We start from the raw sequence: 26,542 nt of genomic DNA on the forward strand, positions 1-26,542 counted from the left end.
CGCGGGGGTGGGACGATGTACGGCATGAGCAGGCCCGGTACACGGTTGGGACCCGGCGTCCGGCGCACGGCGCCGGTGATCTGCGCCGCCGCGACGGCGTTCCTTCTGCTCGCGGGCTGCGGCGGCGGGGGCGCGGCCGGAGCCGGTTCCTCCCCTTCCTCTTCCTCCTCCCGGCCCCGGCAGGAGGCGTCGTGGCCGCCCTCCCCGCCCGGCGCCGATTCCCGCCGCATCCCCGGCGTCGGTGAGCGCCTCCACTTCGAGATCCCCGGCTCGACCCGGCAGGTCGTCGCCGTCCACGGCGCGGGCGAGGACTCCGAGGACGCCACGGTCGTCCTCTACACCAGGCACGGCGAGACCTGGACACGCGAGCGCCGCTGGCCCGCCCACAACGGCAGGCGGGGCTGGACACCGGACCACCGCGAGAACGACAAACGCAGCCCGGTCGGCGTCTTCACCCTCTCCGACGCCGGCGGCGTCCTCCCCGATCCCGGGGCGAAGCTGCCGTACACCCGCTCCGCCGCCTTCGCCGCGCCGCGCCACTGGCCCGAGGCGTACCGGCACGATTTCGACTACGTCATCGCCATCGACTACAACCGCGTCAGGGGCACCCCGCCCAACGACCCGACCCGCCCCCTGGGCCGGGAGAAGGGCGGTGGTATTTGGCTGCACATGGACCACGGCAGCGGAACCTCCGGCTGCGTCAGCCTCTCCAGGGCCGCGATGGAGTACCTGCTGCGTACCCTCGACCCGGCACAGCACCCGGTCATCGTGATGGGCGACAGGCGGAGTCTCGCCTCCTGACCGGAAGCCCGCCCGGCCGGAAGCCCACCGGACGGGGGCCGCCGTCCGGTGGGCCGCCGTCCGGGCACGGCGGCGCCCGGGCGGGTGGCGCGGACGGGCACCGGGCGGGCGGGCGACCGTAGGCTGGTGAGCCGGGGCCGGCCGCCCGCCGGGCGGGCCCGCCGCCCCCGCCGACCGCCGAAGGAGTGCATTGCACCGCGACGAACCCGACTGGACCCCACCGCGGAGGGAGAAGGACGAGCCGCAGCCGCCCGCCCAGATCCGCCGCATCCTGCGCCTCTTCCGCCCCTACCGCGGGCGGCTGGCCGTGGTCGGACTGCTGGTCGGCGCCTCCTCGCTGGTGTCGGTCGCCTCGCCGTTCCTGCTGCGCGAGATCCTCGACGTGGCCATCCCCGAGCAGCGCACCGGCCTGCTGTCCCTGCTCGCCCTCGGCATGATCGCCACGGCGGTGCTGACCAGCGTCTTCAACGTCCTCCAGACGCTGATCAGCACCACCGTCGGCCAGCACGTCATGCACGACCTGCGCACCGGGGTCTACGCCAAGCTCCAGCGGATGCCCCTGGCGTTCTTCACCCGCACCCGCACCGGCGAGGTCCAGTCCCGCATCGCCAACGACATCGGGGGAATGCAGGCCACGGTCACCTCCACCGCGACTTCCCTGGTCTCCAACCTCACCAGCGTGGTGGCGACGATCGTGGCCATGCTGGTGCTGGACTGGCGGCTCACCCTCGTCTCCCTGCTGCTGATGCCGCTGTTCGTCTGGATAAGCCGCAGGGTGGGCCGGGAGCGCAAGAAGATCGCCACCCGGCGGCAGAAGCAGATGGCGGCGATGTCGGCGATGGTGACCGAGTCGCTGTCGGTCAGCGGCATCCTGCTGGGCCGCACCATGGGCCGCGCCGACTCCCTCACCCGCTCCTTCTCCGAGGAGTCGGAACGGCTGGCGGACCTGGAGATCCGCTCCAACATGGCCGGACGCTGGCGGATGTCGGTCATCGGCATCATCATGGCGGCCATCCCGGCGCTGCTGTACTGGGCGGCCGGGCTGCTCCTCCACCTCGGCGGCCCGGCCTTCTCCATCGGCACCCTGGTCGCCTTCGTCACCCTCCAGCAGGGCCTGCTGCGCCCGACCGTCTCCCTGCTGAGCACCGGCGTGCAGGTGCAGACCTCGCTCGCGCTCTTCCAGCGCATCTTCGAGTACCTGGACCTGCCGGTGGACATCACCGAGCCCGCCCGGCCCGTGAGGCTGGGGCGGGCACGCGGCGAGGTCCGCTTCGAGGACGTCAGCTTCTCCTACGACCCCGACTCGGCCACCCCCACGCTCGGCGGCATCGATCTGACCGTCCCGGCGGGCAGCAGCCTCGCCGTCGTCGGCGCCACCGGATCCGGCAAGAGCACACTGAGCTATCTGGTGCCCCGGCTGTACGACGTCACCGGAGGCCGGGTCACCATCGACGGCGTCGACGTACGGGAGCTGGACTTCGACTCCCTGGCCCGGACGGTGGGCGTGGTGTCGCAGGAGACCTACCTCTTCCACGCGTCCGTCGCCGACAACCTCCGCTTCGCCCGCCCCGGTGCCACCGACGCCGAGATCGAGGCCGCGGCCCGCGCCGCCCAGATCCACGAGCACATCGCCTCGCTGCCCGAGGGCTACGACACCCTCGTCGGCGAGCGCGGATACCGCTTCTCCGGAGGCGAGAAGCAGCGCCTGGCCCTCGCCCGCACCATTCTGCGCGACCCGCCCGTCCTCATCCTCGACGAGGCCACCAGCGCCCTGGACACCCGCACCGAGCAGGCGGTCCAGCGGGCCGTCGACGCGCTGGCCGCGGGCCGCACCACGCTGACGATCGCCCACCGTCTGTCGACCATCCGCGACGCCGACCAGATCGTCGTCCTCGACGGCGGCCGGATCGCCGAGCGCGGCACCCACGACGAGCTCATCGCGCGCGACGGGCGCTACGCGGCCCTGCTGCGGCGCGACGCCGTCCTCCCCGATTCGGCGGGGTCCCGGGCGGCGGGGCCCGATCCGGCCGGACCGGAGACGGCGGGCCCCAAGACGGCGGGTCCGGCCGGATCCGGCCCCGGAGCGGTCGAGACCGCCCCCGCCTGAGCCACCGTCAGCGCAGCACCAGCGCGTGTTGGCCTCCGGGGCGAGCCGGAAGCGGAAGAGGGGGGCAGGTCGCCGGGCACGGTCTCGCGCGGTTCCGCGGCGGGAGCGGTCACGACAGCCTCCCCGCGGCGTGCAGTTCGTCGAAGACCAGCTGGTCCACCGGCGGTACCAGATCGCGGTCGGCGTACGACAGCAGGCGGATCTCCTCGATCTCGCCGGCGGCGGCGAGCGTGCCGCGGTAGTCGCCGGTGTAGCAGGCCATCCGCACCACCACCTGAGGGCTGTCCGCGTCCACCGGGGCCTCGTACGTGCCCACATGGGCGACCGTGCCCGGCACGATCGCCACGGTCAACTCCTCCTCGACCTCCCGCAGCAGGGTCTGCTCGTCGCTCTCCCCGGCATGGCGCTTGCCGCCCGGGATGTAGAAGAGATCCTTGCCGCGCGTACGGGCGCCCAGGATCACGCCGTCGCGCAGATGCACCCACGCCACCGTGTCGATGAGCCTTCGTACGGGGCCGGGCGAACCGGGTATGGAGTCGGCGGCGCCCGTCACAGGGTGGTCCTCCCGCCCGAGAGATGGAGCCCCGGGGAACGCGGGGCGAACACGCCGAACTCGTTGCCCTCCGGGTCGGCCAGGACGTCCCACCCGGTGTCCTCGTCATGCCGCCGCACCATGGTGGCCCCCAGTGCGAGGAACTCGCCGGTGTCGCCCCACACGTCGAAGCGCACCCGGTTCCGGCCGGCCGCGGGATCCGGCACCGGGGTGAACCAGATCACCGGCCCGGCGTCCTGCGGATGGTGGATGGCCACCGCCCACTCCGCCGGCGGGGGAGGCTGGCCCAGCGGCCTGCGGCGCTCGTACCCCAGTGCGGCACACCACCAGTCGGCGAGCGCCTGGTGGTCCGCGGCGTCCACGACCAGGTCCTTGATACGTGCTGGCATGCCGACGAGCGTAGTCCGGCGCGGTACCGGGGCGGGGGATCATGGAGCCATGAACGCTGAACGGATCCTCGTCTTCACCCGGACCACCGGCTACCGGCACGACTCCATCCCGCACGGGGTCGAGGCCTTCCGCGATCTCGGCGGCGGCCTGGGCCTCACCGTCGAGGCCACCGAGGACCCCGGTGTCCTCACCGCCGCGCTGGACGGCTGCCGCGCGGTGGTCTCCCTCTCCACCAGCGGCGAGGTGCTGACCCCCGAAAGCCGCGAGGCGCTGCGGGAGTACGCGGCCGCCGGCGGCGCCTTCGTCGGTGTGCACGCCGCGGCCACCACCGAGTACGACTGGCCCTGGTACGGCGAACTGCTCGGCGCCCGTTTCGAGCGGCATCCCGAACTCCAGCCGGGCGTGGCGGTGGTGGAGGACCGCGACCACCCGGCCACCGCGCACCTGGGCGCCGCCTGGCCGTTCACCGACGAGTGGTACGACTTCCGGGCCAGTCCGCGCGGCCGGGTGCGGGTGCTGGTCCGCGCCGACGAGTCCACCTACGAGGGCGGCGGGATGGGGGAGGACCACCCGCTGGCGTGGTGCCACGAGAACACCGGGGGGCGCTCGTTCTACACCGCCCTCGGCCACAGCCCCGAGGCCTACGCCGATCCCGCCTTCCGGGGCCATCTGCTCGGCGGCCTGGCGTGGGCGGCCCGGCTCGTGCCGTGATCCCGGGCCACCGCGCCGGAGCGGGCCGGACGGGGGTTCAGTACCTGCTCCTCGCCGTCGGCCCGGACCTCGGCCCGTAGGGAGCCGTCTCCAGCCACCGCCCGAGGGAGGGCACCCGGGGCGCCAGCGCGGCGGACACCCGCTGGCGCAGCCGCCGTGCCCCTCCCGGACGCAGGTGCCGCAGCGCCTCGCCCGCGGCGGCCCGGTTGTGGAGCGCGGCGGCCCGTCGCTCCTCGGCGAACCGTTGCACCGGGTCCCGATCCCGTGCGGCCTCCGCGTCGGCCACGGCGTCGGCCGCCGCCACGGCGTCGGCCATGCCGCTGTTCATGCCGCGGGCGCCGAAGGGCGGGAACAGGTGGGCGGCCTCTCCGGCCAGGAGCACCCGCCGCCGCACGTCGGTGAAGGCGTCGGCCACCACCAGACGGAACCGGTAGCGCGCGACCCACAGCAGATGCTCGGAGCACGGCGCGGGCAGCACGTGCGGCAGCCACTCCCGCACCCCCTCGGGCGTGGCGAAGAAGTCGGGGTCGTCGCGCTCACGGCACTGCAGGTCCACCTGGAGGCCGCCGGCGAACGGCACCAGCATCACGCTGCGCCCCGCCGCCCCGGGATGCTCGTAGTGGAAGATCCTGGCCGACGGCAACGGGGCCCGGCCGCCGTCCGCGAGGTCCACCACGACGTGGAACCCCGGCGGCCTCGGCCCCTCCATGGCGATGCCCAGGGATCTGCGTACCGCCGACCGCGCCCCGTCGGCGGCGATCACGTACGGGGCCCGCCAGGACCTCCCGTCCTCCGCCGAGACGGTCACACCGCCGGACGCGGAACGGACGTCGCGGACGGGCGCGTCCCACACGATGCGCACCCCGGCCGCCGCGCAGGCCTCCAGCAGGAACCGCTCGGTGTCCACCTGGCGCAGGCTGGTGAACGGCGGGAGCCTCCCGCCCGCCGGACGCGGGGGGTAGGTCCGGGCGTAGACCTCCCGGCCGCGGTAGAGGGTCCTGCGCTCCGGCCACACCACGCCGTACGCGGCGATGCGGGCCCCCAGGCCCGGCGCGACGCGGTCCAGCAGACGCAGGGTCCCGCCGTGCACGAACAGCGCCCTGCTGCCCGGCCGCCGCCTGTCCTCGGGATCGGCCTCCAGCAGCGTCACCTCCCGGCCGCGGGCACGCAGCGCGAGCGCCGCCGTCAGCCCGACCGGCCCCGCACCCACCACGATCACGCGGCGCCTCCCGCTTCGGACGTCCGCCGCGCCGCCGACCGCAGCGTGTTCTTGTCCACCTTGCCGACGGCGGTACGGGGCAGTGAGCCGGCCCGCTCCACCCGGTCCGGCAGCTTGAAGGCGGCCACCCCCCGCTCCCGCAGGAACCGCGTCACCTCCGCACGGTCGGGGGCGTGTTCCCCGCGCGGCACGACGAAGGCGCACACCCGCTCGCCGAGCAGCGCGTCCGGCGTCGCCACCACCGCGCAGTCGTGGATCCGCGGGTGGGCGAGCAGATGGTTCTCCAACTCCTCGGCGGCTATCTTGTCGCCGCCCCGGTTGATCTGGTCCTTGATCCGGCCCTCGACCACCAGGTGTCCCCCGGGCAGGAGCCGGACGAGGTCGCCGGTCCGGAAGAAGCCGTCCGGGGTGAAGGCGACCGCGTTGTGCTCCTCGGCCCGGTAGTAGCCGCGGATGGTGTAGGGGCCGCGGGTCAGCAACTCGCCCGGCTCGCCGGGCGCGACGTCCGCCCCCCGGGAGTCCACGACACGTATCTCGTCGGCGGGCGAGAGCGGCCTGCCCTGTGTCGTGGCGACGACCTCCGGCGGATCGTCCGGGGCGGACTGGCACAGCAGCCCCTCGGCCATGCCGAAGGACTGCTGCAGCGAGCATCCCAGCGCCGGCCCGAAGGCCCGTGCCGCCTCGGCGCCGAACTTCGCACCGCCGACCTGGACCAGGCGCAGGCTGGACAGGTCGGCGGACAGGGCCGCGGCGGCATCCTTCCACAGCAGGGCCAGCGGGGGCACGAGGCCGGTGACGGTGACCCGTTCGCGCTCGACGAGGGGGAAGGTGTCGTCGATGCTCGGGGTGGGAGCGAGGACCACCTTGCCGCCCGTGTGCAGGGTGCCCAGCGCACCGGGGCAGCCCAGGGCGTAGTTGTGCGCCACGGGCAGCACCGCCAGGTACGCGTCGCCGGGGCCGAGCCGGGCGTTCTGGGCGGTGACGCGCAGGTTGTAGACGTAGTCCTGGTGTGTGCGCGGAATGAGTTTGGGCAGCCCGGTGGTCCCGCCCGACAGCAGGAACAGCGCCACGTCGCCGGGGTCCGGGGGAGGCAGGGGGGCCGGGTCCGCGTCGGCGTCGCCCAGGGCCGTGAACTCCTCGGCGTCCCCGGCCACCAGCACCCGTTCGCGCCCGACTCCTCCGACCTCTTCGACCCGCCGCGCCAGGACCCGGTGGTCCTCGCCGAGGTAGCGGTCCGGAACCACCAGCCAGGAGGCGGCGGACGCCTCCAGCAGATGGCGCAGTTCGCTCTCGCGGTGCGCGGGCAGCGCGAACACCGGCAGCGCGCCGAGCCGGAAGAGAGCCAGGCACAGCACCACGAGTTCCGGCACGTTGGGAAGCTGCACCACCACCCGCTCCCGCGGGGCCATCCCCCGGGCGGCCAGCCCGGCGGCCAGCCGGTCCGCGCGCCGGTCCAGTTCGGCGTAGGACCACCGCACCCCGCCGCCGACCAGCGCGGTGCGCGCCGGATCGCGCCGTGCCCACGGGCGCACCAGGTCCCCCAGCAGCTCACCGCGCCAGTGGCCCGCCTCCCGGTACCGGTGCGCGAACTCCTCGGGCCAGGGCACACATCCCTCCAGCATCACGGCCTCCCTTCCCCGGACACCCGGGTCTCCAGCCAGTCGGTCAGCGGTTTGAGCCCGGACCAGCCCTTCCTCACCAGGTCCAGCGCCTTTGGGTCGTGCAGTTCGGCCGGCGGATGCAGCCGCTCCGCGCCGAGCGAGCGGTACCGCAGCAGCTCCAGCCGGGGGTGGTCGGCGGGGAAGCCGCGGGGCCGCGTCTTGAGCCGTTCCCCCACCAGGCTCCAGCCGTTCCGCTCCAGCTTCCGCACGATCCGCTCCAGCTCCGGTCCGTGCCGGTCGTCGTCCAGCGCCTCCCGGTAGCGGCCGAGCTGCTCGGTGCCGCCGTGGAACCCGGCGCCCAGCCGCAGCCCCTCCGCGGACAGCTGCGCGTAGTACCCGATGCTGTCCGTCGAGCCGGCGGTGATCCCCTGGTAGGTCTTGTACGGCGACTTGTCGTTCGAGAAGCGGACGTCGCGCTGGGGCCGCCACACCTTCACGGGGCCGTACCGTTCCTCGAGTGCCTCGGCCAGGGCCTCCACGGGCGTGCGCACACACGTGTCGTAGACGTCCTTGAGGCTGTGCCAGTACTCCTTCGAGTTGTCCTTCTCCAGACCGGCGTAGAACTCGAACGCGCGGTCGGGGAAACCCTGGAACTTCACATCGTCTCCTCGGGCGGGTGCTTCACAGCGATTGGGTGAACCGGGCCAGGACATCGGCCGTCTGCCCGGGATTGAGCCGAGGGTCGCAAGCGCTGGTGTAGCGGGGGAAGGCGACACGCAAGGACGGAACGGGCGTGTGGTCCTGTGCGGAGACGCACTCGGTGACGTCCTCGGGGGTCGTCTCCAGATGCAGTCCGGCGGGCCACTGCCGGTGGGCGCGCACGATCCGGGTGAACACCGAGACCTCGTCCCGTACCGCCTCCATGGGCCGGGTCTTCCGCCCCGAGCGCAGCCGCCAGGTGTTGCCGTGCAGGGGATCGCACAGCCACACCACCGGTGCGCCCCGGCGGGCCACCTCGGCGACCAGGCCGGGCAGCAGCCTGCGCGCGGGACCGGCGCCCAGGCGGACGATGAACAGCAGTTTCCCCTCCACGCCCGCCGGGTTGAGGGCACGGCTGAGCCGTACCGCCTCGGCCGGGGTGACCGAGGGCCCGAGCTTGACGCCGACGGGATTGCCCAGTCCCGCCGCCCACTCCACGTGCCAGCCGTCCAGGGCCCGGGTACGGTCACCGATCCACACCGAGTGCGCCGAGGAGGCGTGGACCCCGCCCGCTCCCCGGCGCTCCAGGGGGGACTCGTAGGCGCACAGCAGCCCTTCGTGCGAGACGTACAGCCGCCTGCCCGCCGGCCGGCCGTGCCAGGTGGCGCGCACCCGGCCGAGGACGGCGGCGGCATGGTCGTACGCGGCGAGCAGCCGCCGCGGATCGCAGGAGCGGGCCGGCGGCTCGGCCTCGGGCCCGTTCACGGCGTCGCCCCGGTAGACGGGCAGCCGTACGCCGTCCGCGCGGGTCTCGGAATTGGCGGAGCGGGGTTTGGCGTACTGGCCCGCCATCCGGCCCAGCGGCACCACCGGCAGCCCCGACGCCGTGCTCATCGCGTCGGCCAGCGAGTAGAGGTACTCCGCGCGCCGGTCGACGGCGGCCGGCGCCGCGTCCGCGAACCGCTCGGCGCAGTCGCCGGCCTGCAGCACCAGTGCCTCACCACGCGCGGCACGCGCCAGAGCGGCCAGCAGCGCCGTGCACTCGCCCTCGGTGACCAGACCGGGACGGGCGGCCAACTCGTCCTCCACCTGAGCGAGTTCGTCCCCATCGGGCCACGGCGGCTGCTGCCGTGCCCTCCTGACCCCGGCCGGCGCCGTGGGGGTCACGGCGCTATCCACTGCCGCGACCAGCCGCCGTCGGTGAGCTGATAGCGCAGTCGGTCGGGTACGTGGTCGGCGCGGTCCTGCCAGAACTCGACGTTCTCGGGGACCAGGCGGAAACCACCCCACCCCTCGGGCCGCGGTACCTCCTGACCCGCGAACCGCTCGGCGGCGGACGCGACGGCGTCCCGCACCGCATCGGAGCCGGACACCACGGCCCGCTGGTCGGTGGCCCAGGCCAGGAGCTGCACGGTACGCGGCAGCCGGGTGTAGTGGTCGTCGCAGGCCAGTGGGTCCAGGCGCTCCACCGGGCCCGCCGCACGGACCTGGCGGCCCAGTTCGAGCCAGCCGAAGCACAGTTGCGCACACGGGTTCACCGCCAGGTCCAGGGCCTTGCGGCTGCGGTGGCCGGTGAAGAAGACGAATCCGTGGTCGGTGCGGGCGAGATCGACGAAACGCGCCGTCGGCCTGCCCTCGGCGTCCGCCGTCGCCAGAACCGCGGCCGCCGCGTCGTGGGGACGTGTCCGGGCCCACTCCCGGTGCCAGTCGCGGAACCGGACCAGCGGATCGCCCACCGCGTCCGCGTCGCCCATTCCCTCCCTCATCAGCCGGTCGCGCCGCTGCTCCGTGCCCTCCTGAACGGGATTCTTCTCCCGGATCCTTTCCACTCTCAACGTGACATCCCTTCTTGCGTATGCTTCCTTCGGAAAAGAAGGAGGAGGAAGACTGTGGAAACGCGTGATCGTGAACGAGTGCTCCGTCTCAGGGAACGCCACCGGGAGATCACCGAGCCCCGGACATTCCGTCTCGGTGGCCAGGAATGGGACCTCCTTCCCGGTGTGTACGCCCCGAATCTGACACCGTCCGCCCTGCTCTACGCGGAATGGGTTCCCTATCCCGTCGGCGGCTCCCTCTGCGAGATCGGCAGCGGCACCGGATATATAGCGGTGACCGCCGCACATCGGGGATGTGACCGTGTGACCGCGATCGACATCGGTCCGGTATCCGCCGAGAACACCCGGAAGAACGCCGAACGGCACGGGGTTTCCGACCGGGTCACCGTGTTGTGCGGCGACATGTTCGAGCCGCTCACCGAGAACGACCGCTATGACGTGGTCTTCTGGAATTCGAATTTCGTGGAGGCCTCCTTCGGGGATCCGGCGGCCCCGCGGGGGCCGGAGACGGACCGGGACGCCATGCTCGACCTGGCGTTCTGCGATCCCGGTTACGCCACGCACCGGAAGTTCTTCGACGGGGTCCGCGATCACCTCAATCCCGGCGGAAGAGTGCTGCTGGGCTTCACCGACCTCGGCGACGACGAGCTGCTGGAACGGGTGGCCCGGGAGCACGGATGGTCGCCGGTGCCGCGCCGCCGTGCCGTCGGCGTCTACCCGGACGGGGAGCTGCGGTACGAACTGCTCGAACTCCTCCCCGTCTGACGTCCGGCGCCTCCGCCGCTCCCTCCCGGCCCGGCGGGCCGGCGCCCGGGGGAGCGGCGGGGGCGGCCCGCGCCGTCATCTCCTGCCGAGCCGTACCGCCAGCGGCACCAGCACGGCGGTGGCCGCGACGACCCAGGCCAGCGTCTGCAGCACGGGCACCAGCACCGGTCCGCCCGAGGACAGTCCCATCAGCGCGCCGTGGGCGCACGACAGCGGGTTCGCGCGCACCACCGGCTGCACGAACCCGGGGAACGCCTCGGCCGGCACCAGCGTCGTCGACAGCAGCAGCAGCAGTGTGACCGGGGCGTTCAGCAGCCCCGAGGCCGTCTCCCGGCTGCCGGCCGACAGAGCGGTCACCACCGCGAGCCACAGGAAGATCGAGGCGAACGCCAGCACCACGAGCAGGAAGCCCACCGCGGCCACCGCGCCGCGTTCGAAACGGAAACCGAGCAGAAAGCCCACCAGTACCGTGACCGCCGTCACCAGGACGAACTTGACCAGATCGCCGGTGACACGGCCCAGCAGCCCCGCGGAGCGCCCGATGGGCAGAGTGCGCAGCCGGTCCTGGAAGCCGCCGCGCAGGTCGCCGTAGAACCCGACCGCCGTCCCGGTGCAGCTGTACGCCACGCTGAACAGGGCGATCCCCGGGGTCAGCCGGGCGATGTAGGGCTCGTCCCCGGCGCCGCCGACCACCTCCTGGAACATCACGTACAGCGCCACCAGCAGGATCAGGGGGAACGCCAGCGCATCGCCCAGCAGTTGCGGGCTGCGCAGGAACCGCCTGATGTTGCGCCCGGCGAGCACCGACGCTTCGAACACGACCGTCATCGCGCCCTCCCGAACGCCTTGGTGGCCGCCCACACGCCGACGGCCAGCAGACCGGCGATCCAGGCCAGGGCCGGCCACACCTCCCCGGCCGACGGCGAGGCGGACGCCAGTGATCGAAGGGCGTCGATGACCGAGGAGACCGGTGACGCCCTGACGGCGGGCTCCAGCCAGTCCGGGAAGGCCGAGGCGGGCACGAAGGCCGTCGACAGCAGGATCAGGACCAGATACGGCAGGTTCAGCGTCGCCGAGGCCGCCTCGGGACCCGCCGAGACCAGGCCGACGGCCGTGGTGGCCGCCGTCAGGGTCAGGGCGAACGCGACGGCCAGTGCTACGAAGCCGGCGACCGCGAGGACCGGGCCCTGGAAGCGGAAGCCCGCCAGATGGCCCGCCGCGCCGATGACCACGACGGCCACCAGCACCCAGACGACGTCCGAGACCAGCCGCCCCGCGACGAACGCGCCCCGGTTGACGGGCATCCACCGGCACCGGGACAGCATCCCCGATTCCCGGTCGGAGGCCGTGGCCACCCCCGAGGTGTTGGCGACGGTGAACATCCACTGGACGACGATCGCGGGGGTGAGGAACTGGGCGTAGTCCAGCCCCCGCTCCTCGAAGACCCTGCCGAAGAGCATCAGGAAGCCGAAGACGAAGACCAGCGGGAAGACCGCGTAGACCACCACCGACTGCGCGTTCGCGCCGCGCCGCAGGTTCCGTGCGGCCAGCACCAGGCCCTGTGCGGCGAGGTTGCCGGCGCCGTGTTCGGTCGACGCCCCGGCACGGGGGCGTTCCTTCGTCGTCGTCATGTACGGCTTTCCTCCGCAGGGCCGGGGACGGCCCCGGGGTCGGTGAGGGCGAAGAACACCTCGTTCAGACTCGGCTTGCGGAGGGTGACGTTCTCCGGGTCCACGCCCTCGCGCTCCAGGAGGCCGAGCACCTGCGTCACCACCGAGGTGCGAGGCGCCGGTACCACCAGGGTGCCGTTCTGCCCCGACACCTCCTCCAGGGACCTCCGCAGCGCCGCCGCGGCCTCCTCGTGCCGTTCCGGAGCCACCTTCACCTCGCAGACCCGGCCGCCGACCCGGTCCTTGAGCTCGCCGGGTGTGCCCTCGGCCGTGACCCGCCCCGATCCGAGCACCACCACCCGGTCCGCCAGCCGGTCGGCCTCCTCCAGGTACTGGGTGGTCAGCAGTGTCGTGGTGCCTCCCTGCCGGAGTTCCTCCACGACGCTCCACACCTCCTCGCGGCTGCGGGGGTCGAGTCCGGTGGTGGGCTCGTCGAGGAAGAGCACGGGGCGGTCGACGACGAGGCCGGCCGCCAGGTCCAGCCGCCTGCGCATGCCGCCGGAGTACTCCCTGACCGGCCGGCCGCCGGCGTCCGACAGGCGGAACCGCTCCAGGAGCTCGTCGGCCCGCCGGGCGGCGTTCCGGGAGCCGAGCCGCAGCAGGCGCCCGAAGAGGACCAGGTTCTCCCGCCCGGTCAGCACCTCGTCCAGCGCGGCGAACTGGCCGGTGAGCGCGATGGAACGGCGCACCTCCTCCGGCTCGGCCACCACGTCGTGCCCCGCCACCCGCGCGTGCCCGCCGTCGGGACGCAGCAGGGTGGTCAGGCAGTCGATGGCGGTGGTCTTCCCCGCACCGTTGTGCCCCAGCAGACCGAGCAGGGTGCCCGGGGCCACCGAGAACGTCACATCCTCCAGCGCGGTCTTCTCCCCGTAGCGTTTGCGGAGTCCCTCGACCTCGATTCCGGCCCCAGGCAATCGTCTTCCTCCCGCCCGTCGGTCATTTCCCTCGCGAGTCCGCCGGCCTTTCTCACCCCTCCTGCTGGGAGGCGGGGGTCTGCTGATGGAACATCAGCTTCCAGCCTTCCTCCCGGCGTACCCAGACGCTGGACATGTACAACCTGAAGGTGCCCCTTCCGGTGACGTCGGCGGTGGCCCGGTAGGTGACGACGGCGGAGTCCGGCGACAGCGGGACGAGGCGGCGGTCGTCCAGCCTGAAGTTCTCGAACGGTGACTCGTTGCCGTCGATCTCGGCCACCAGGTCGTCGCCCGTGGCCACTCCGTCGTGCTCGACCACGAGGGTTTCCGGGGTGACGAGTCGCCGGTAGAAGTCGCCGTTCGCGGAGGAGATGGCCTCCCAGCCCGCTTCCTCCAGGGCGAAGAGTTCCTTCTCCATGGTGTTTCGGTCGATTTCGGTCATTTTTGGCTTGTTCCTTTCTTCTTCGCTTCTGTCCCGCTTCTTTTCATTGTTCCCCCCCGGCCCCTCGCCGTCCCCACCGACTCGCGGCGGCCACGGCGCCGTTCTCAGGGGGTGGACGGCCACTCCAGACCCGCCGGGGCTCCGCGGCCCAGGTCCGCCAGTACGGCTCCCAGCACCGCCACAGGGCGCTCCAGCAGGTAGAAGTGGCCTCCGGGGAAGACGTGCAGACGGAACGGGCCCGACGAGCGGGACCGCCACGCCTGTGCCTCCTCGGGAGTCACCTCGGGGTCACTGTCCCCGGTCAGCGCGGTGAGCGGGGTGCGCAGCCGGCGGCCCTCCGGCGGCCGGTAGGTCTCGATCAGCCGGTAGTCCGCCCGCAGCGACGGCAGGACGAGACTCCGCAGCGCCGGGTCCGAGAACAGCGCCTCGTCCGTGCCGCCCAGTCGCCTCAGATCCGCCAGCAGGGCTTCGTCCCCTCCCTCGTGCACCGACACGGGGTCACGGGTCCCCGGGGCGGGGCGACCGGAAACGAACAGCCGCAGCAACGGCCTTCCGGTGTGCTCCTCCAGCCGTGCGGCGACCTCCGCCGCGACCGCGGCCCCCATGCTGTGCCCCAGCAGCACCAGACCGTCCCCGGAGACGGGGGCCAGGGCCGCGGCGAGGGGACCCGCCAACTCCTCCATCCGGGTCGCGCACGGCTCCCCGGTGCGGTCGTGGCGTCCGGGGTACTGCACCGCCAGCAGCTCGACGCCGCCGGGGAGCAGCGGCGCGAAGGGCCGGAAGGAGCCCGCGGCGCCCCCCGCGTGGGGGAAGCAGACCAGCCTGATCCGCTGTCCGGAACCGGAACCGGAACCGGACCGGGAGCCGGAACCCTGTCCGTCCAGCGGGCGCAGCCAGCGCCGCCGCTCCTCCTCGCCCCGGTCGGGGCCGGTGACGATCCGCGTCGTCCGGTTCAGGCGCATCGCGGCACCTCCGGTTCCCCGGCCAGTTCCCCGGCGCCGATCGGCCTCACGGCCGCCCCGTCGGTCAGTTCCGGCGGGCCCAGCCGCACGGCGGCGTCCCGCCAGGCGTGCGAGACGGCGAGTTGGGCGTGCCCCTCGGCCAGCGGATGGCGCCCCTCGCGCACGGCCTCGTGCAGTTCCGTCAGCGCGCGCAGCGCGGCGTCCGGCCACAGTCTCCCCACGACCTCCCGGTAGCTGGGGGCCGCGGCATCGCCCAGCGGGGTGGTCGCGGCATGGTCGAGATGGTCGGCCGCCGCCTCCTCCAGCCGCGTCAGCGACCGCTCCCCGGACGGGAAGTGGGGGCGCGGGCTCCACAGCAGCGGCCCGTGGGTGTCGGACAACGTCAGACTGCCGCCGTCCGTACCGAGCGTGATCCGGTGCAGCAGATGGGCGTGGTTGTCCGGATCCGACGGGTTCAGCTGGTTCTGCACGCGCAGGGTCAGCGGTACGTCGCGCACCGTCCCGGTCAGGGTGTGGAACACCGGGGTGGGCCGCGCGTCGTCGAAGGACCACGGCCGCAGTCCGCCCAGGGCCAGCCGCAGGATGTCGAACAGGTGGTAGAAGACCTGGAGTCCGCAGGCCGCGTCGGCGTAGAGCACCGGCCGGCGGGCGGCGAGCCTGCGGGCCGCGGCGATGAACCTCCGCACCGGCTCGACCCGCACGTAGTGGGTACTGACCCGGAAGACCACCCCCGCCCGGCGCGCCACACGCAGCGACTGCGCCAACTCGTCGTGGTGCAGCGGCCCCTCCTGCAGGACGTGGACGCCCCGCTCCATCAACTGCCGGGCCAGCTCGCTCCCGGGCCCGCCGTTCACTCCGGCGTACACCGCGACCACGGCGATGTCGGTGTCGGCCGGCAACTGCCCGGGATCGGTGTACAGGGGCACGCCCGCGCGTTCGGCGCAGGCCCGCGACCGCTCGCTGCCGCGGGCGAGGACACCGGTCAGCCGCAGGTCCCCGGCTCCCCGCGGCGCGTCCGGGCCGCCGGCCTCCAGCGCACGCAGGTAGACCCGGCCGAACCCGGTCCCGCAGACCACCACGTTCGCCGTCACAGCACTCCCTCCTCCACCGGCGGGGCGTCCTCTTCCTCTTCCTCCGCCGGCGGGGTGTCCTCGATGATCCGCGGGCGGCCGATCCCCGGCATGGCGGCCAGCCGGTCCAAAGCCGTACGGGCGTCGACGGCCTCGTCCGCCGGAAGCGGACCGGGCGTCACCTCCCCGGCCAGTACACACCGGACGACGAACGCGGTGAACGCGGCGGTGAGCGCGTAGCTGTCGTCGGCCCGCAGCACCAGGGTCCGGCGGTGGGGGCGGCCGTCGCGCTCCCCCTCCAGCCGGAAGACCATGAGCTGGTACGGCGTGCGGCCGAACAGGTCCAGTTCCGCGGCGCGGACCAGCCGCCCGGCCGCCTCCCGCAGGTCTCCGTCCGAGGGGGAGGACAGCGCGCGCAGCGCGTGCCCGCCGTCGAAGACGTTGTACCAGTGGGCCTCGGCCAGCCCCAGGTCCCGGGCCAGCCGCTCCGTCTCGGCGCTGAGGAACGGGTACGCCGTGACGGGCCCGGGGAAGAAGGGCAGCTCCGCGTCGGTGAGCGGGGCCAGGGCGCCGGGCACCCGGCGCCCGCCGGACCACGCGCCGAGGGAGCGCCCGCCGCCGTCCCGGGCGCCGGCCACGTAGTCCTGTGCCGATGCCCAGGTGAAGCGGTCCCGGCCGCCGACGTACGCGACCAGCCGCTTCGGCCGGTCGAGGCCGGTGGCCAGCGCGCGGGGCAGCAGTGCCGAGAGACCGGGCACCATCCCCGCGCCCAGCACCGCGCACAGCCCTCCGTCCGGTTCCCCGAACTCCTCGGACTCCGGCGCGTCGAGCAGTTCCTCGCCCGACGCGCCCACGTAGTGCGCGCCCCCGGCCAGCGCGGCGCGCAGCACCCGGGGCGCCGTGCGCCGGGCGGGCCCCGTGCAGTCCACGACCACGTCGCACCTCCTGGCGAACCGTTCCAGACCGTGCGGGTCGTCCACGTCGACCACCACCCGCTCATGACCGGGCGACCGCTCCAGCCGCGCCCGGTCGCGGCCGCCCAGCAGCACCCGGGCGCCACTGTCCGCCAGCAGAGGGGCGAGATGTCCTCCGACGGCACCACCGGAGCCGAGCAGACCGAGCACGGCGGTCACCGGCCGCCTCCCCGGTGCAGCCGGTCCAGCTCGCGCGCGACACGGCCGACGTGCGGCGGGCGCATACAGGAGAAGTGGTCGCCGGGCACGTCGACGATCTCGAGCTCACCCAGGCACAGTTCCCCCCAGAACTCCGTCATGTCCGCCCGCAGCCAGGGCAGGAAGCCGGTCGCCTCGTCCTCGCGCAGCAGGACGACATCGCCCGCGTACGGCATGGCCCGGTGCCGGGTGACCGCCGTCATGCTCGTGCGGTACAGGGAGTAGACCGCCTCCAGGTCCATCGGGAATCCGTCGCCCCCGCTCTCGCCGCCCCCGCCCCCGCTCTCGCCGTCGCCGCGTGCCGCGCGGCCGATCGCGGCGAGCCGCTCCCGCTGCGGCACCTTCCGCAGCGCGGCGAACCTGCGTGCCGCCTCCTCCACCACGAGGTCCCCGGTCAGGGAGTCCGGGGATCCGGAGGGCACCCGGCCGGGTGTGCGCTCCAGCACCGCCCGGAAGACGTGCGCGGTCGCGGCGTCGTCGGGATAGCCGAGCTCCTCGGTGTCGGCGTTCAGCAGCCGCGCGAAGACGTACTCCAGCACCAGTTCGTCCTCAATGGTGTGGGGCAGTGCGTAACTGCTCACGATGGTCAGGTTCTCCACCAGCGCCCCCGACTCGGCCAGCTGCCGGGCGACCTCCGTGGCCAGCAGCCCGCCCATGCAGTAGCCGACGACCTGGAAGCGGGTGTGCCCGGTCTCCAGCAGGCAGCGCGTGTAGTGGGCCGCACGCCGCACGATGAGGTCCTCGGGATCCTCCCGCGCGTACGGCTCGTGCGCGGGGACGGCGAGCCCCACCAGCGGGCCCGGTCCGTCCAGCAGCGGTATCAGCGGCCGGTAGGCGGCCAGCGTGCCCATCCCGTCGTGGACCAGCACGCGCATCGCCGCGTCCCCGGCTCCCTCCGGTCCCTCCGCGCCGGACCCGGAGGGACCGGCGCCGCCGAGCGGGACCAGCGGCGAGTCGGCCGGGCCGTCCCCGCCGGCGCCTTCGGTGTGCTCGCGGGAGTCGCGCAGGAACTCCGCCAGGGCGGCCACCGTCGGACGGCTCAGCACGGCGCGCAGCACCGTGTCGTACAGCAGCCCGGCCGCCTCGGGGATCTCCTCGCGGACACGCCCCGCCAGCCGCGCCACCAGCAGCGAGTCCCCGCCCAGCCGGTAGAAGTCGTCGTCGCGCCCCACCCGGGGCAGCCGCAGCAGGTCGGCCCACACGGCGGCGACGCGCCGCTCCAGGTCGTCCAGGTGCTCCGCTCCGCCGGGCAGTTCGGTGCCGTCGGGGGCGCGGTGCCGTTGTGCCCAGCCGCGCAGCACCGCGGTGTCGGTCTTGCCGTTGGCGGTCAGCGGCAGGTCGTCGAGGAGTTCGAGCCGTGCGGGCAGCATGTACTCCGGGACGCGCCGGGCGGCGTGCTCCAGCACGTCCTCGGGGCGCACGGGGATCCGGTCCGCCTTGAAACGGGCCGCGAAGACGCGCTGCCCCAGCGGTGCCGTCACGCCGTCGGCGTGCGGCAGTTCCAGGACGGTGTCCGCGCCGGCCTCCCGGAGCAGGCGCCGCCACTGCCCGGAGTCGAGGAAGGTCTGGTCCCGCCCCCGGCGCAGGTCCTCGTAGTCCCACTTGGCCGGATCCCTGTCGGGCATCATGAACTCCATCGAGGTCATGATCTGCACGTTCTCCCGCGTGGTCTCGATGAAGACCAGCCACCCCCCGGGAGCCAGCAGTTCGCGCAGCCGCGCCAGGACGGTGCCCACATGCCGGGCGTTGTGCAGGACGTTGGCGCACAGCACCACGTCCTGCGAGTTCGGGAGCCGGCCCTGCTCCCGCGCGTCGCCGTTGATGTCGAACAGGCCGTAGTCGACACGGTCGCCGAAACGTCGCCGGGCCTCGCCCAGGAAGAACTGCGACACGTCGGTGAAGAGGTAGCGCACATCGGTGTCGGCGATCTCCGGGACGAGCACGGTGCTGGTCCCGCCGACGCCCGCGCCCACCTCCAGCAGCCGCAGTGGCCCCTCGTGCGACGCGGCCAGCTCGCGGACCAGCCCGACGACGGCGTGGTTGACGTAGCGGCTGAGGACGTTGTCGCGGTAGGCGGCGTAGGAGAGGTCCAGCCCTCCCTCGGGGAAGAGCAGCGGCAGCGGATCGATCTCGTCGCGCAGCAGTTCGGGCAGTCGCTCGGCGCAGGTGCGGAAGTAGCCGATGAGGTCGGCCTTGTACCACTCCTCGCGCTGGAGCGCGTCCACCTCGCGCCACGCCGCGTCCAGGTCCTCCCCGCCGACGGGCCCGGCCGCCGCGTAGGCGTCGCCGTGGCGGGTGAGCAGGCCCTCCTCGGTGAGGGACTTCAGCCAGCGGCGCACCAGCCGGTGGTGGCAGGGCGCCGCCGCCGTCGCCTCCAGCACCTCGGGCACGGTGTGGCGGTCGCCGGGCGACCGGAACAGGCCCTGCCGGTTGAAGGCGTGCAGCATGGCCAGCAGGCCGGCCCGGTCCAGCCGCCGCATGAACTCCGCCAGCTCGGCGGGGTCGACGTCCCGGACCGCGGCGTCCCCGCGGGCCGAGGCCGCCGCCAGGAACCGCTCGGTGCCGCGGTCCGGTACCGGCCGCGCCCCGGTGGCCAGCCGGGCGTACGCCAGCAGGCGGCGCTCCAGCGGCCCGTCGCCGTCGACCAGCGCGTGGGCCGACACCACGGCCGGGTGGGAGGAGAGGGCCGCCTCGGTCTCGGCCAGCTCGATCCGGTGACCCCGGATCTTGACCTGGCGGTCCTGCCGGCCGAGGAACTCGATGACGCCGTCATCGCCGTACACCCCCCTGTCCCCGGTGCGGTACAGCCGCTCACCGGTGCGGGGGTGGTGCACGAACCGCTCGGCGGTCCTCTCCGCGTCGCCCAGGTATCCCAGGGCGAGGCCGGCCCCGCCGATGTACAGCTCGCCGGGCACGTGCTCCGGGCAGGGCCGCAGCCACGGGTCCAGGACGTGGAAGGTCTGGTTGGCCAGCGGCTTGCCGTACGGGATGCTGCGCCAGGCCGGATCCACCTCGCCGACGGGGTGGGCGATGGACCACACGGCCGCCTCGGTCGCGCCGCCGAGACTCACCGGCCGCAGGCCGGGCAGGCGGCGGCGGACCCGGTCGGGCAGGGTCACGGGGATCCAGTCGCCGCTGAGCAGGGCCAGCCGCAGTGCGTCCAGACCGGCGACGGGCTCGACGGCGAGGTAGTCCTCCAGCAACTGGAGCTGGGCGGGGACGGAGTTCCACACGGTCACCCGGTGCTCGGCGAGCAGCTGCGCCCAGTGCGAGGGGTCGGCGCGCCGCTCCGGGTCGGGCAGCACGAGGGTGCCGCCGGCGCCCAGCACGCCGAACACGTCGTACACCGACAGGTCGAAGCCCATGCCCGCCAGGCCGAGCACACGGTCCTCCGCGGTGACGTCGAACCGCCGGTTGACGTCCCGCAGCGTGTTGAGGGCCGCCCGGTGCGAGACCATCACCCCCTTGGGCGCACCGGTCGATCCGGAGGTGTAGACGACGTACGCCAGGTCGTCCGGGCCGGCGGGCGGGGCCCCGGCGCCTTCGCCGTCCCGTCCGCGGACGTCGAGTGTGTCCACCGCGACGGCGTGCCGACCGCAGTCGTCCACCGGCAGGGACCACGACTGGACCAGCACGTGGCGGACCGCGGCGTCGTCGAGGATCCGGTCGCGGCGCAGCCGCGGCTGGGAGGCGTCGAGCGGCAGGTAGGCGCAGCCGGCCAGCAGGGTTCCCAGGGCCCCGGCCACCTGTTCCCAGCCCTTGTCCATGACCAGGCCGACCACCTCCCCGGGCGTGCACCCGGCCTCCCGCAGCCGTGCGGCCACCGCCTCCGCCCGGTCGAGCAGTTCGCCGTAACTCAGGGTCCGCCCGCGGGAGACGACCGCCGGCCGGTCGGGGTACGCCCGCGCGGCGGCCACCAGGTCGTCGTGGAGCAGCGCGTCCGGCAGGGGGGCCGCGGTGTCGTTCGCCGCGTCCCGGCGCCGCTGCTGATCCTGCGGCAGCGGGACCGGGGAGGGCTCCTCCCAGACGGCCGCGTCGTCGCCCAGCCGGCGCAGCAGTGCCACCAGCGCGTCGAACATCTCCTCCGCCACGCCCGGGAGCAGGACCCCCTCGCGCACGTCCCAGCGCAGGTCCAGGCAGCCGTCCGACTCCACCGCCTGCGCGTCGATCCACACCTGCGGCGTCTGGCTGATCCCGTGGACGGGGCGCTCGGCCGGGTCGTCCTGCGCGGCGGCCTCCCCGGAGCCGCCGGCGTCCCCGGCGGCCCCGAGGGTACTGGTGAAGACCACGGGCAGCAGCGCCGCGGCGGATCCGCGCCGCCGCGCCAGCTCCCGCATCACCTCCACCCCGCTGTGGAGCCGGTGGTCCATGTCCTCCCACATCCGCTGCTGCAGCGCGCGGGCGCGCTCCCCGAACGGCGAGAGGGGGGCGGTGTCCACCGCCAGCGGGCTGACGGTGGTGAAGTCGCCGACGAGCCGGTCCACCTGCGGGTGCAGCGGCTCCCGGTTGAGCAGGGTGAGGTTGAGGCAGAACCGCGGCTTCGCGCTCCACCGGCCGATCACCTCGGCGAGCGCGGCCAGTACCGTCGCGGACGGTGTGAGGTTCCACCGGGCGGAGGCCCGGCGGACCGCCTGCCACTGCTCCGGGGAGAGGGCCGAGGACAGCCGGTGAAAGCGCCCGGGCAGGTACTCGGCCCCCTCGCGCACGGGGAGTTCCGGGGCGGTGGGCAGCTCGTCCAGCCGGCGTGTCCAGTACTGGCGGTCACGCTCGTAGGCGGGGCTCTCCCGGCGGCGCGCGGCCGCGCTCAGGTAGTCGCGGAAGGTGATGTCGAGCGGGGGCGGCGTCAGGCCGTCGTAGAGCATCCGCAGCTCGCGCATCAGCGTCCGCACGCTGAGGTAGTCCGCGATCAGGAAGTCGACCGACACGTGCAGCACCGCGCAGGCGTCGGTCAGGGTCACGCGCAGCGCGAACAGCGGCCACCGCTCGGGGTCGTGGACGCTGTGGTCCATCGCGGCACGCACCTCGGCCCTGGCCCTGTGGGCTTCCGCGGGGGAGGCGCCGCGTACGTCCGTCACCTCGATCCGGTAGTCGGGCACCTCCGGGAGGACCCGTTGGTGGCCGTCCAGGGAGATCACCGCGCGCAGCATGTCGTGCCGCTCGACGAGCCGGTTCCAGGCCGACTCCAGCCGTGCGGGGTCGAGTTCGGCGTACTCCATCTCCGCGTAGACCTGGCAGCCCACCCCTCCGTAGGCGAAGGCCTCGCGCCGGCCCAGCAGGTACGCGGACTGCACGTCGGTGAGGGGGAACGGGTCGTACCGGTGCTCAAGATCGCGGACGACCGGCGGCGACTCCGCCCGCAGGCACGCCAGGACGGCCTCCTTGCGGGCGGCCAGCGCCTCGCGCCACTCGTCGGTGAGAACGCCGCGGGGGGCCCTGAACCTCAGCCGTCCCCCGTCCTCCCACAACTGGACTCCGCGTTCGCGCAGATCCGCCACCAGGGTCTCCGGTGTACGGGCAGTGTCTGCTGACAGGGTCACAGGGAGCCCTCCTCGAAGCTGTCGATCAGTGCGGCGGTCTCGGCGACGGTCGGAGCCGAGAAGAGTTGCCGGAGAGTGACCTCGACGCCGTGGCGCTCACGCAGCGCCTGGGCCATGCGGGTGGCGATGAGGCTGTCGCCGCCGAGGGAGAAGAAGTTGTCGTCCCGGTGGATGCCGGAGACGTTCAGCAGTTCCTCCCACACGGCCGCCACGGCCTCCTCGGCGGGACCCCGCGGCGGCTGCGAACCGCCGCCGGACCGCTCCTCGGAGAACAGGTCGGCCACCGTCCGCCGGTCGATCTTGCCGTTGGGGGTCAGCGGCATGGCGTCCAGGACGAGGCAGACCTGCGGGATGGCGTAGGAGGGCAGCCTCTGGGCGAGGAAGTCCTCCAGGTCCTCGAGCACTGAGTCGTCCCCGGCCGCCTCCGGGTCCGGGGTGACGGCGGCTGCGAGTTGGTGGGTGTGGGGGGTTTTGAGGGCGGTGGCGGTGGTGATGTGGGGGTGTTGGGTGAGGGCGGTTTCGATTTCGCCGAGTTCGATGCGGTGGCCGTTGATCTTGATTTGGTGGTCGGTGCGGCCGAGGAATTCGAGGGTGCCGTCGGGCCAGTAGCGTCCGAGGTCTCCGGTGCGGTACCAGCGGGTGTGGTGGGTGTGGGGGAATTTGCGGTCGGTGGTGTGGGGGTCGTTGTGGTAGCCGAGGGCGAGGCTGTGGCCGCCGATCCACAGTTCGCCGGGGACCCAGTCGGGGGCGTCGTGTCCGTGGTGGTTGACGACGCGGTAGTGCTGGTTGCGCAGGGGGCGGCCGTAGGGGATGGAGGTCCAGTGCGGGGGGATGGTGGTGATGTGGTGGTGGTTGGACCAGATGCCGGCTTCGGTGGCGCCGCCGAGGGCGATGAGGGTGCAGTGGGGGAGGTGGTGGGTGAGGCGGGGGTGGAGGTCGAGGGGGATCCAGTCGCCGGAGACGAGGGCGAGGCGGAGGGTGGGGGGTAGGGGGTGGTCGTCGGTGGTGGTGGTCAGGAGCATGTCCAGCAGGGCTGGGACGGTGTTCCAGATGGTGGGGTGGTGGGTGTGGGCGAGGTGGTGCCAGTGGTCGGGGTCGGTGCGGTGGTCGTGGTGGGGGAGGATGAGGGTGCCGCCGGCGGTGAGCAGGCCGAAGGTGTCGTAGACGGAGAGATCGAAGTCCAGGGCGGACAGGGCCAGGACGCGGTCGTCGGCGGTGACGTGGCAGCGGTCGTTGAGGTCGGTGATGGTGTTCATGGCGGCGCGGTGGGAGACGGCCACGCCCTTGGGTTCGCCGGTGGATCCCGATGTGAAGATCACATAGGCCAGGGTGTCGGGGTCCTGGGGCAGGGGTGCGTCCAGCGGGGCGGAGGCGGCGCAGTCGGCCAGGGGCACCGTCGCCGGTTCTCCGGGCTGTTCGTCCGCGGTCTCTCCCGTCAGCACGGTGCGTACTCCGGCGCGTTGGTAGATCCGTTTGCGGCGTTCGGGTGGCTGGTCGACGCCGACGGGGACGTAGGCGGCTCCGGCGGCCAGGATGCCGAGGACGGCGGCGATCTGGTCGGGTCCCTTGGGGAGGGTGACGGCGATCGGTTCGCCCGGGGTGGTGCCGCGGTCCAGCAGGGTTGTGGCGATGCGCAGGGCCTGGTCGGCGAGGTCGTGGTAGGTGGTGTGGCCGTCGGGGGTGAGCAGGGCGGTGCGGTGGGGGGTGCGGGCGGCGTGGGTGAAGAAGCCGTCGTGCAGGAGGGTGTCGGGCAGGGGGCCGGTGGTGTCGTTGGCGGTGGCGCGGACGAGGCGCTGCTCGGGTGGGAGCAGTGGGGGCAGGGGGGTGTTCCAGTCGTGGTCGCCGAGGTGGTCGAGCAGGCGGGTGTAGGTGGTGAACATGGCGTCCAGGACGCCGGGCGGGAAGAGTTCCTCGACCGCGTCCCACACCAGCAGCAGGCCGCCGTCCTGCTCGATCACCTGGTGGTCCAGCCACACCTGCGGCGTCTGCGACAGCATCCAGCCGAGCCGGCCGAACGCCTCCTGCGTCTCCTGGCCGACCAGGTCGCCCATGCCGACGGCGCTGGTGAACACCACCGAGGGAGGAGGGGCCCCGTCCGTGCGCGACCGCGCCAGATCGCGGAGGACCTCCACCCCGGTGTACTCGGAATGGGCCATGTCGGATCGCAGGCGGGCCTGTAGTTCCAGTGCCCGCTGCCCGAACCCGGTCTCGGAGTCCAGGTCCACCTCCAGCGGTACGAGGTTGGTGAAGTCCGCCACCAGGTGCTCGACGTGGGGGTCCAGCACGGAGCGGTCGAACAGCGGGACGTTCAGCAGGAAGCGCGGTTCCGTGCTCCAGGCGCCGAGGACCTCGGCGTAGGCCGTCGCCAGCAGCACGGGGACGGTGACCCCGTGTCGGCGCGCGAGTTCCTCCAGCGCGGCCCGCTCCCGTGCGTCCAGCCGGTGGTCGCGCCGGACGAAGCGCGGAGCCGCGATCGACGAGGGCTCGACGGAGACCGGGAGCTGGGGACCGCCGGGCAGATCGGGGAGGCGGGCGTGCCAGTACTCCCGGGCCCGTTCCCGGTCGGCGCTGCGCCGGTCCTCCACCCGGGCGAGGTAGGTGGGGAAACCGTAGCCGAGTTCCGGCAGCCCGGCCCGGTCGGCGTCCCCGCCCGCCCGGTAGATGCGCGACAGGTCGCGGAAGAGGATCTGGATGCTGAGCACGTCCGCCACCAGCAGGTCCACGTTGACGTGCATGCGGTGGCGGTCCCCGGGCAGCAGCGACAGCCGCACGTCGAACACCACACCGCCGTCGACGTCCAGACGGCGGTGCGCGAGGCGCTCCCGCTCCTCGGCCAGATGGCGTTCCACCTCGGCCTCGCCGGCTCCGCGCAGGTCGTGCACCGTGAGGCCGGGCCAGGCGGGATCCTCCGGCACCTGCTGGGTCCCGTCGTCCAGGAACCTGGCCCGCAGCATCGCGTGGCGGCGCATCAGCTCCCGTACGGAACCCTCCAGGAGCCCGGGGTCCACCGGGGCGCGCGGGTCGCCGTCGAACTCCACGTAGAAGTGGCATGCCACGCCACCGAGCACCTGGTCGTCGCGTCGTCCGATCCAGTACGCGTGCTGCACGGGTGTCAGGGCGAAGGGCTCGCTCTCGTCGACCGCCGACCCGTCCGCCGGCCGGCCGGCCTCCCCGCCGGCCGGCCGTTCGCGCCGATCGGTGACCAGCTTCCACCAGGCGGCGAGAACAGGACGCTCGGCGAAGTCGGCGAACTTCAGCGACAGGGAGTCGAGTTGCCACTGGTTGACGAGCTGCATGAGCCGGATGGAGTCCAGCCCGTGGTAGACGAGGTCGTCCTCGTCGCCGATGGCGGAGGGGGTGACGCCCACGGAGCGCGCGACGTCCTCGCGCATCGACTCCAGGGTCAGCGCGGGCAGGCCGCCTGACCGCGGGGCCGGCGCCCCGGCGGGAACGGGACGCCCGGCGGCGTCGCCGACGTCGGTGGTGCCGGTGGTGCCGGTGGTGCCGGTGGAGGAGGAGCCGGAGGGCCGGGCGGGGTCCACCGCGTCGTGGCGGTGGAGCAGTTCGAGTTCACCGGACCGGTAGCGACGCAGCACCTCCCGCCGCCGTGCGGAAGCGTTCGCCGGTTCCCCTCCGGCCGGCGCGGCGAGTGCCCCTGCGCGGACCAGACCCACGGTCTCCGGTGCCAGTCCGCACTCGGCCACCATGGTCCTGACCGCGGCACGTGTGCACGTCGCCCAGTCGCGCTCCTCGAGCCCGGGGCCGGCCTCCAGCAGGAGCGTGAGGCCGCCTCCGTGGTGTGTCCGCAGCGCGCAGACGGCGCCGACCGTGTCCGTGCAGGCCCGCACCGCGTTTTCGGCCCGTTCCAGTTCCAGGACATCGGGCCGACTGCCGTGCAGGGTTTCCGTCGCATCTTTTCCAAGGGGGAGTCCGTCCGGCATGCGGTTTACGTTGGCATAGCGAGGAGCCTCTTTCAATACGGCGCAAAAGTCTCACCGGAAGGCACCCGAAAGGGTATTCCAGAGGTACCCGAACGGGTACATGGGCAGTTACAGCACCCGCTCCCACCTGGTCTTATTCTGAGAGTATTCAGC

Annotated in this window: 20 protein-coding genes; 4 read left to right on the forward strand and 16 right to left on the reverse strand. The window is 73.4% G+C overall.

Annotated elements, in window-relative coordinates; translation table 11 throughout:
• The first annotated feature begins 24 nt into the window (after nucleotides 1-24).
• Complete coding sequence (locus BM237_RS14660; protein WP_093850234.1) at nucleotides 25-801, forward strand: L,D-transpeptidase family protein; 777 nt, start codon at nucleotides 25-27, stop codon at nucleotides 799-801.
• Nucleotides 802-991: 190 nt separating this feature from the next.
• Entirely contained in the window at nucleotides 992-2,908 is a 1,917-nt protein-coding gene (locus BM237_RS14665; RefSeq protein ID WP_093850084.1) for an ABC transporter ATP-binding protein, read from the forward strand.
• A gap of 109 nt (nucleotides 2,909-3,017) precedes the next feature.
• On the opposite strand, the gene BM237_RS14670 is transcribed toward BM237_RS14665, so the two are convergent.
• A complete protein-coding gene (locus tag BM237_RS14670; protein ID WP_240957840.1) occupies nucleotides 3,018-3,461 on the reverse strand; it encodes an NUDIX hydrolase in 444 nt (147 codons plus the stop codon).
• Complete coding sequence (locus BM237_RS14675; RefSeq protein ID WP_093850085.1) at nucleotides 3,458-3,850, reverse strand: VOC family protein; 393 nt, start codon at nucleotides 3,848-3,850, stop codon at nucleotides 3,458-3,460. Before BM237_RS14675 ends, BM237_RS14670 begins: the two co-directional genes overlap by 4 nt.
• A gap of 49 nt (nucleotides 3,851-3,899) precedes the next feature.
• On the opposite strand from BM237_RS14675, the gene BM237_RS14680 reads away from it, so the two are divergent.
• Complete coding sequence (locus BM237_RS14680; protein ID WP_093850086.1) at nucleotides 3,900-4,562, forward strand: ThuA domain-containing protein; 663 nt, start codon at nucleotides 3,900-3,902, stop codon at nucleotides 4,560-4,562.
• A gap of 37 nt (nucleotides 4,563-4,599) precedes the next feature.
• Here the strand turns inward: BM237_RS14680 and BM237_RS29945 are convergent, their stop codons facing one another.
• The 5 genes from BM237_RS29945 to BM237_RS14700 are packed head-to-tail and all read right to left on the reverse strand — an operon-like array spanning nucleotide 4,600 to nucleotide 9,910.
• Nucleotides 4,600-5,781 (reverse strand): FAD-dependent monooxygenase, encoded by a 1,182-nt coding sequence (locus tag BM237_RS29945; protein ID WP_240957837.1) that lies wholly within the window; start codon nucleotides 5,779-5,781, stop codon nucleotides 4,600-4,602.
• Nucleotides 5,778-7,403: a (2,3-dihydroxybenzoyl)adenylate synthase gene (locus tag BM237_RS29950; RefSeq protein WP_245793627.1), complete on the reverse strand. Its 1,626-nt coding sequence runs from the start codon at nucleotides 7,401-7,403 to the stop codon at nucleotides 5,778-5,780. The genes BM237_RS29945 and BM237_RS29950 overlap by 4 nt, the downstream gene beginning before the upstream one ends.
• Nucleotides 7,403-8,041: a DUF2461 domain-containing protein gene (locus tag BM237_RS14690; RefSeq protein ID WP_093850087.1), complete on the reverse strand. Its 639-nt coding sequence runs from the start codon at nucleotides 8,039-8,041 to the stop codon at nucleotides 7,403-7,405. The genes BM237_RS29950 and BM237_RS14690 overlap by 1 nt, the downstream gene beginning before the upstream one ends.
• A 22-nt stretch (nucleotides 8,042-8,063) precedes the next feature.
• Nucleotides 8,064-9,248 carry a 3-deoxy-7-phosphoheptulonate synthase gene (locus tag BM237_RS14695; RefSeq protein ID WP_093850088.1) on the reverse strand — a complete coding sequence of 395 codons (1,185 nt, stop codon included), beginning with the start codon at nucleotides 9,246-9,248 and terminating at the stop codon, nucleotides 8,064-8,066.
• Complete coding sequence (locus tag BM237_RS14700) at nucleotides 9,245-9,910, reverse strand: pyridoxine/pyridoxamine 5'-phosphate oxidase (protein WP_245793643.1); 666 nt, start codon at nucleotides 9,908-9,910, stop codon at nucleotides 9,245-9,247. Before BM237_RS14700 ends, BM237_RS14695 begins: the two co-directional genes overlap by 4 nt.
• 171 nt (nucleotides 9,911-10,081) lie before the next feature.
• Here BM237_RS14700 and BM237_RS14705 point away from each other — a divergent pair, with 171 nt between their 5' ends.
• Entirely contained in the window at nucleotides 10,082-10,681 is a 600-nt protein-coding gene (locus BM237_RS14705) for a methyltransferase domain-containing protein (RefSeq protein WP_217655869.1), read from the forward strand.
• Nucleotides 10,682-10,756: 75 nt separating this feature from the next.
• Here the strand turns inward: BM237_RS14705 and BM237_RS14710 are convergent, their stop codons facing one another.
• From BM237_RS14710 to BM237_RS14750, 9 genes are all read right to left on the reverse strand, one after another.
• Nucleotides 10,757-11,509, reverse strand: a complete 753-nt coding sequence (locus tag BM237_RS14710; protein WP_093850090.1) for an ABC transporter permease — start codon at nucleotides 11,507-11,509, stop codon at nucleotides 10,757-10,759.
• Entirely contained in the window at nucleotides 11,506-12,312 is an 807-nt protein-coding gene (locus BM237_RS14715) for an ABC transporter permease (protein WP_093850091.1), read from the reverse strand. Before BM237_RS14715 ends, BM237_RS14710 begins: the two co-directional genes overlap by 4 nt.
• Nucleotides 12,309-13,265 carry an ATP-binding cassette domain-containing protein gene (locus tag BM237_RS14720; protein WP_093850092.1) on the reverse strand — a complete coding sequence of 319 codons (957 nt, stop codon included), beginning with the start codon at nucleotides 13,263-13,265 and terminating at the stop codon, nucleotides 12,309-12,311. Before BM237_RS14720 ends, BM237_RS14715 begins: the two co-directional genes overlap by 4 nt.
• A 52-nt stretch (nucleotides 13,266-13,317) precedes the next feature.
• A complete protein-coding gene (locus BM237_RS14725) occupies nucleotides 13,318-13,707 on the reverse strand; it encodes a nuclear transport factor 2 family protein (protein ID WP_093850093.1) in 390 nt (129 codons plus the stop codon).
• Nucleotides 13,708-13,811: 104 nt separating this feature from the next.
• Nucleotides 13,812-14,669 (reverse strand): thioesterase II family protein, encoded by an 858-nt coding sequence (locus BM237_RS14730; protein ID WP_093850094.1) that lies wholly within the window; start codon nucleotides 14,667-14,669, stop codon nucleotides 13,812-13,814.
• Nucleotides 14,660-15,760 (reverse strand): Gfo/Idh/MocA family oxidoreductase, encoded by a 1,101-nt coding sequence (locus BM237_RS14735; RefSeq protein ID WP_093850095.1) that lies wholly within the window; start codon nucleotides 15,758-15,760, stop codon nucleotides 14,660-14,662. Before BM237_RS14735 ends, BM237_RS14730 begins: the two co-directional genes overlap by 10 nt.
• Nucleotides 15,757-16,872 carry a saccharopine dehydrogenase NADP-binding domain-containing protein gene (locus BM237_RS14740; RefSeq protein WP_175541012.1) on the reverse strand — a complete coding sequence of 372 codons (1,116 nt, stop codon included), beginning with the start codon at nucleotides 16,870-16,872 and terminating at the stop codon, nucleotides 15,757-15,759. Before BM237_RS14740 ends, BM237_RS14735 begins: the two co-directional genes overlap by 4 nt.
• On the reverse strand, nucleotides 16,869-22,448 hold the full coding sequence (locus tag BM237_RS14745) for a non-ribosomal peptide synthetase (RefSeq protein WP_245793628.1): 5,580 nt from the start codon (nucleotides 22,446-22,448) through the stop codon (nucleotides 16,869-16,871). The genes BM237_RS14740 and BM237_RS14745 overlap by 4 nt, the downstream gene beginning before the upstream one ends.
• Entirely contained in the window at nucleotides 22,445-26,389 is a 3,945-nt protein-coding gene (locus tag BM237_RS14750) for a non-ribosomal peptide synthetase (RefSeq protein WP_175541013.1), read from the reverse strand. Before BM237_RS14750 ends, BM237_RS14745 begins: the two co-directional genes overlap by 4 nt.
• Nucleotides 26,390-26,542 lie beyond the last annotated feature (153 nt).

This window comes from Streptomyces mangrovi (genome assembly GCF_900114215.1).
Lineage (GTDB): Bacteria > Actinomycetota > Actinomycetes > Streptomycetales > Streptomycetaceae > Streptomyces > Streptomyces barkulensis.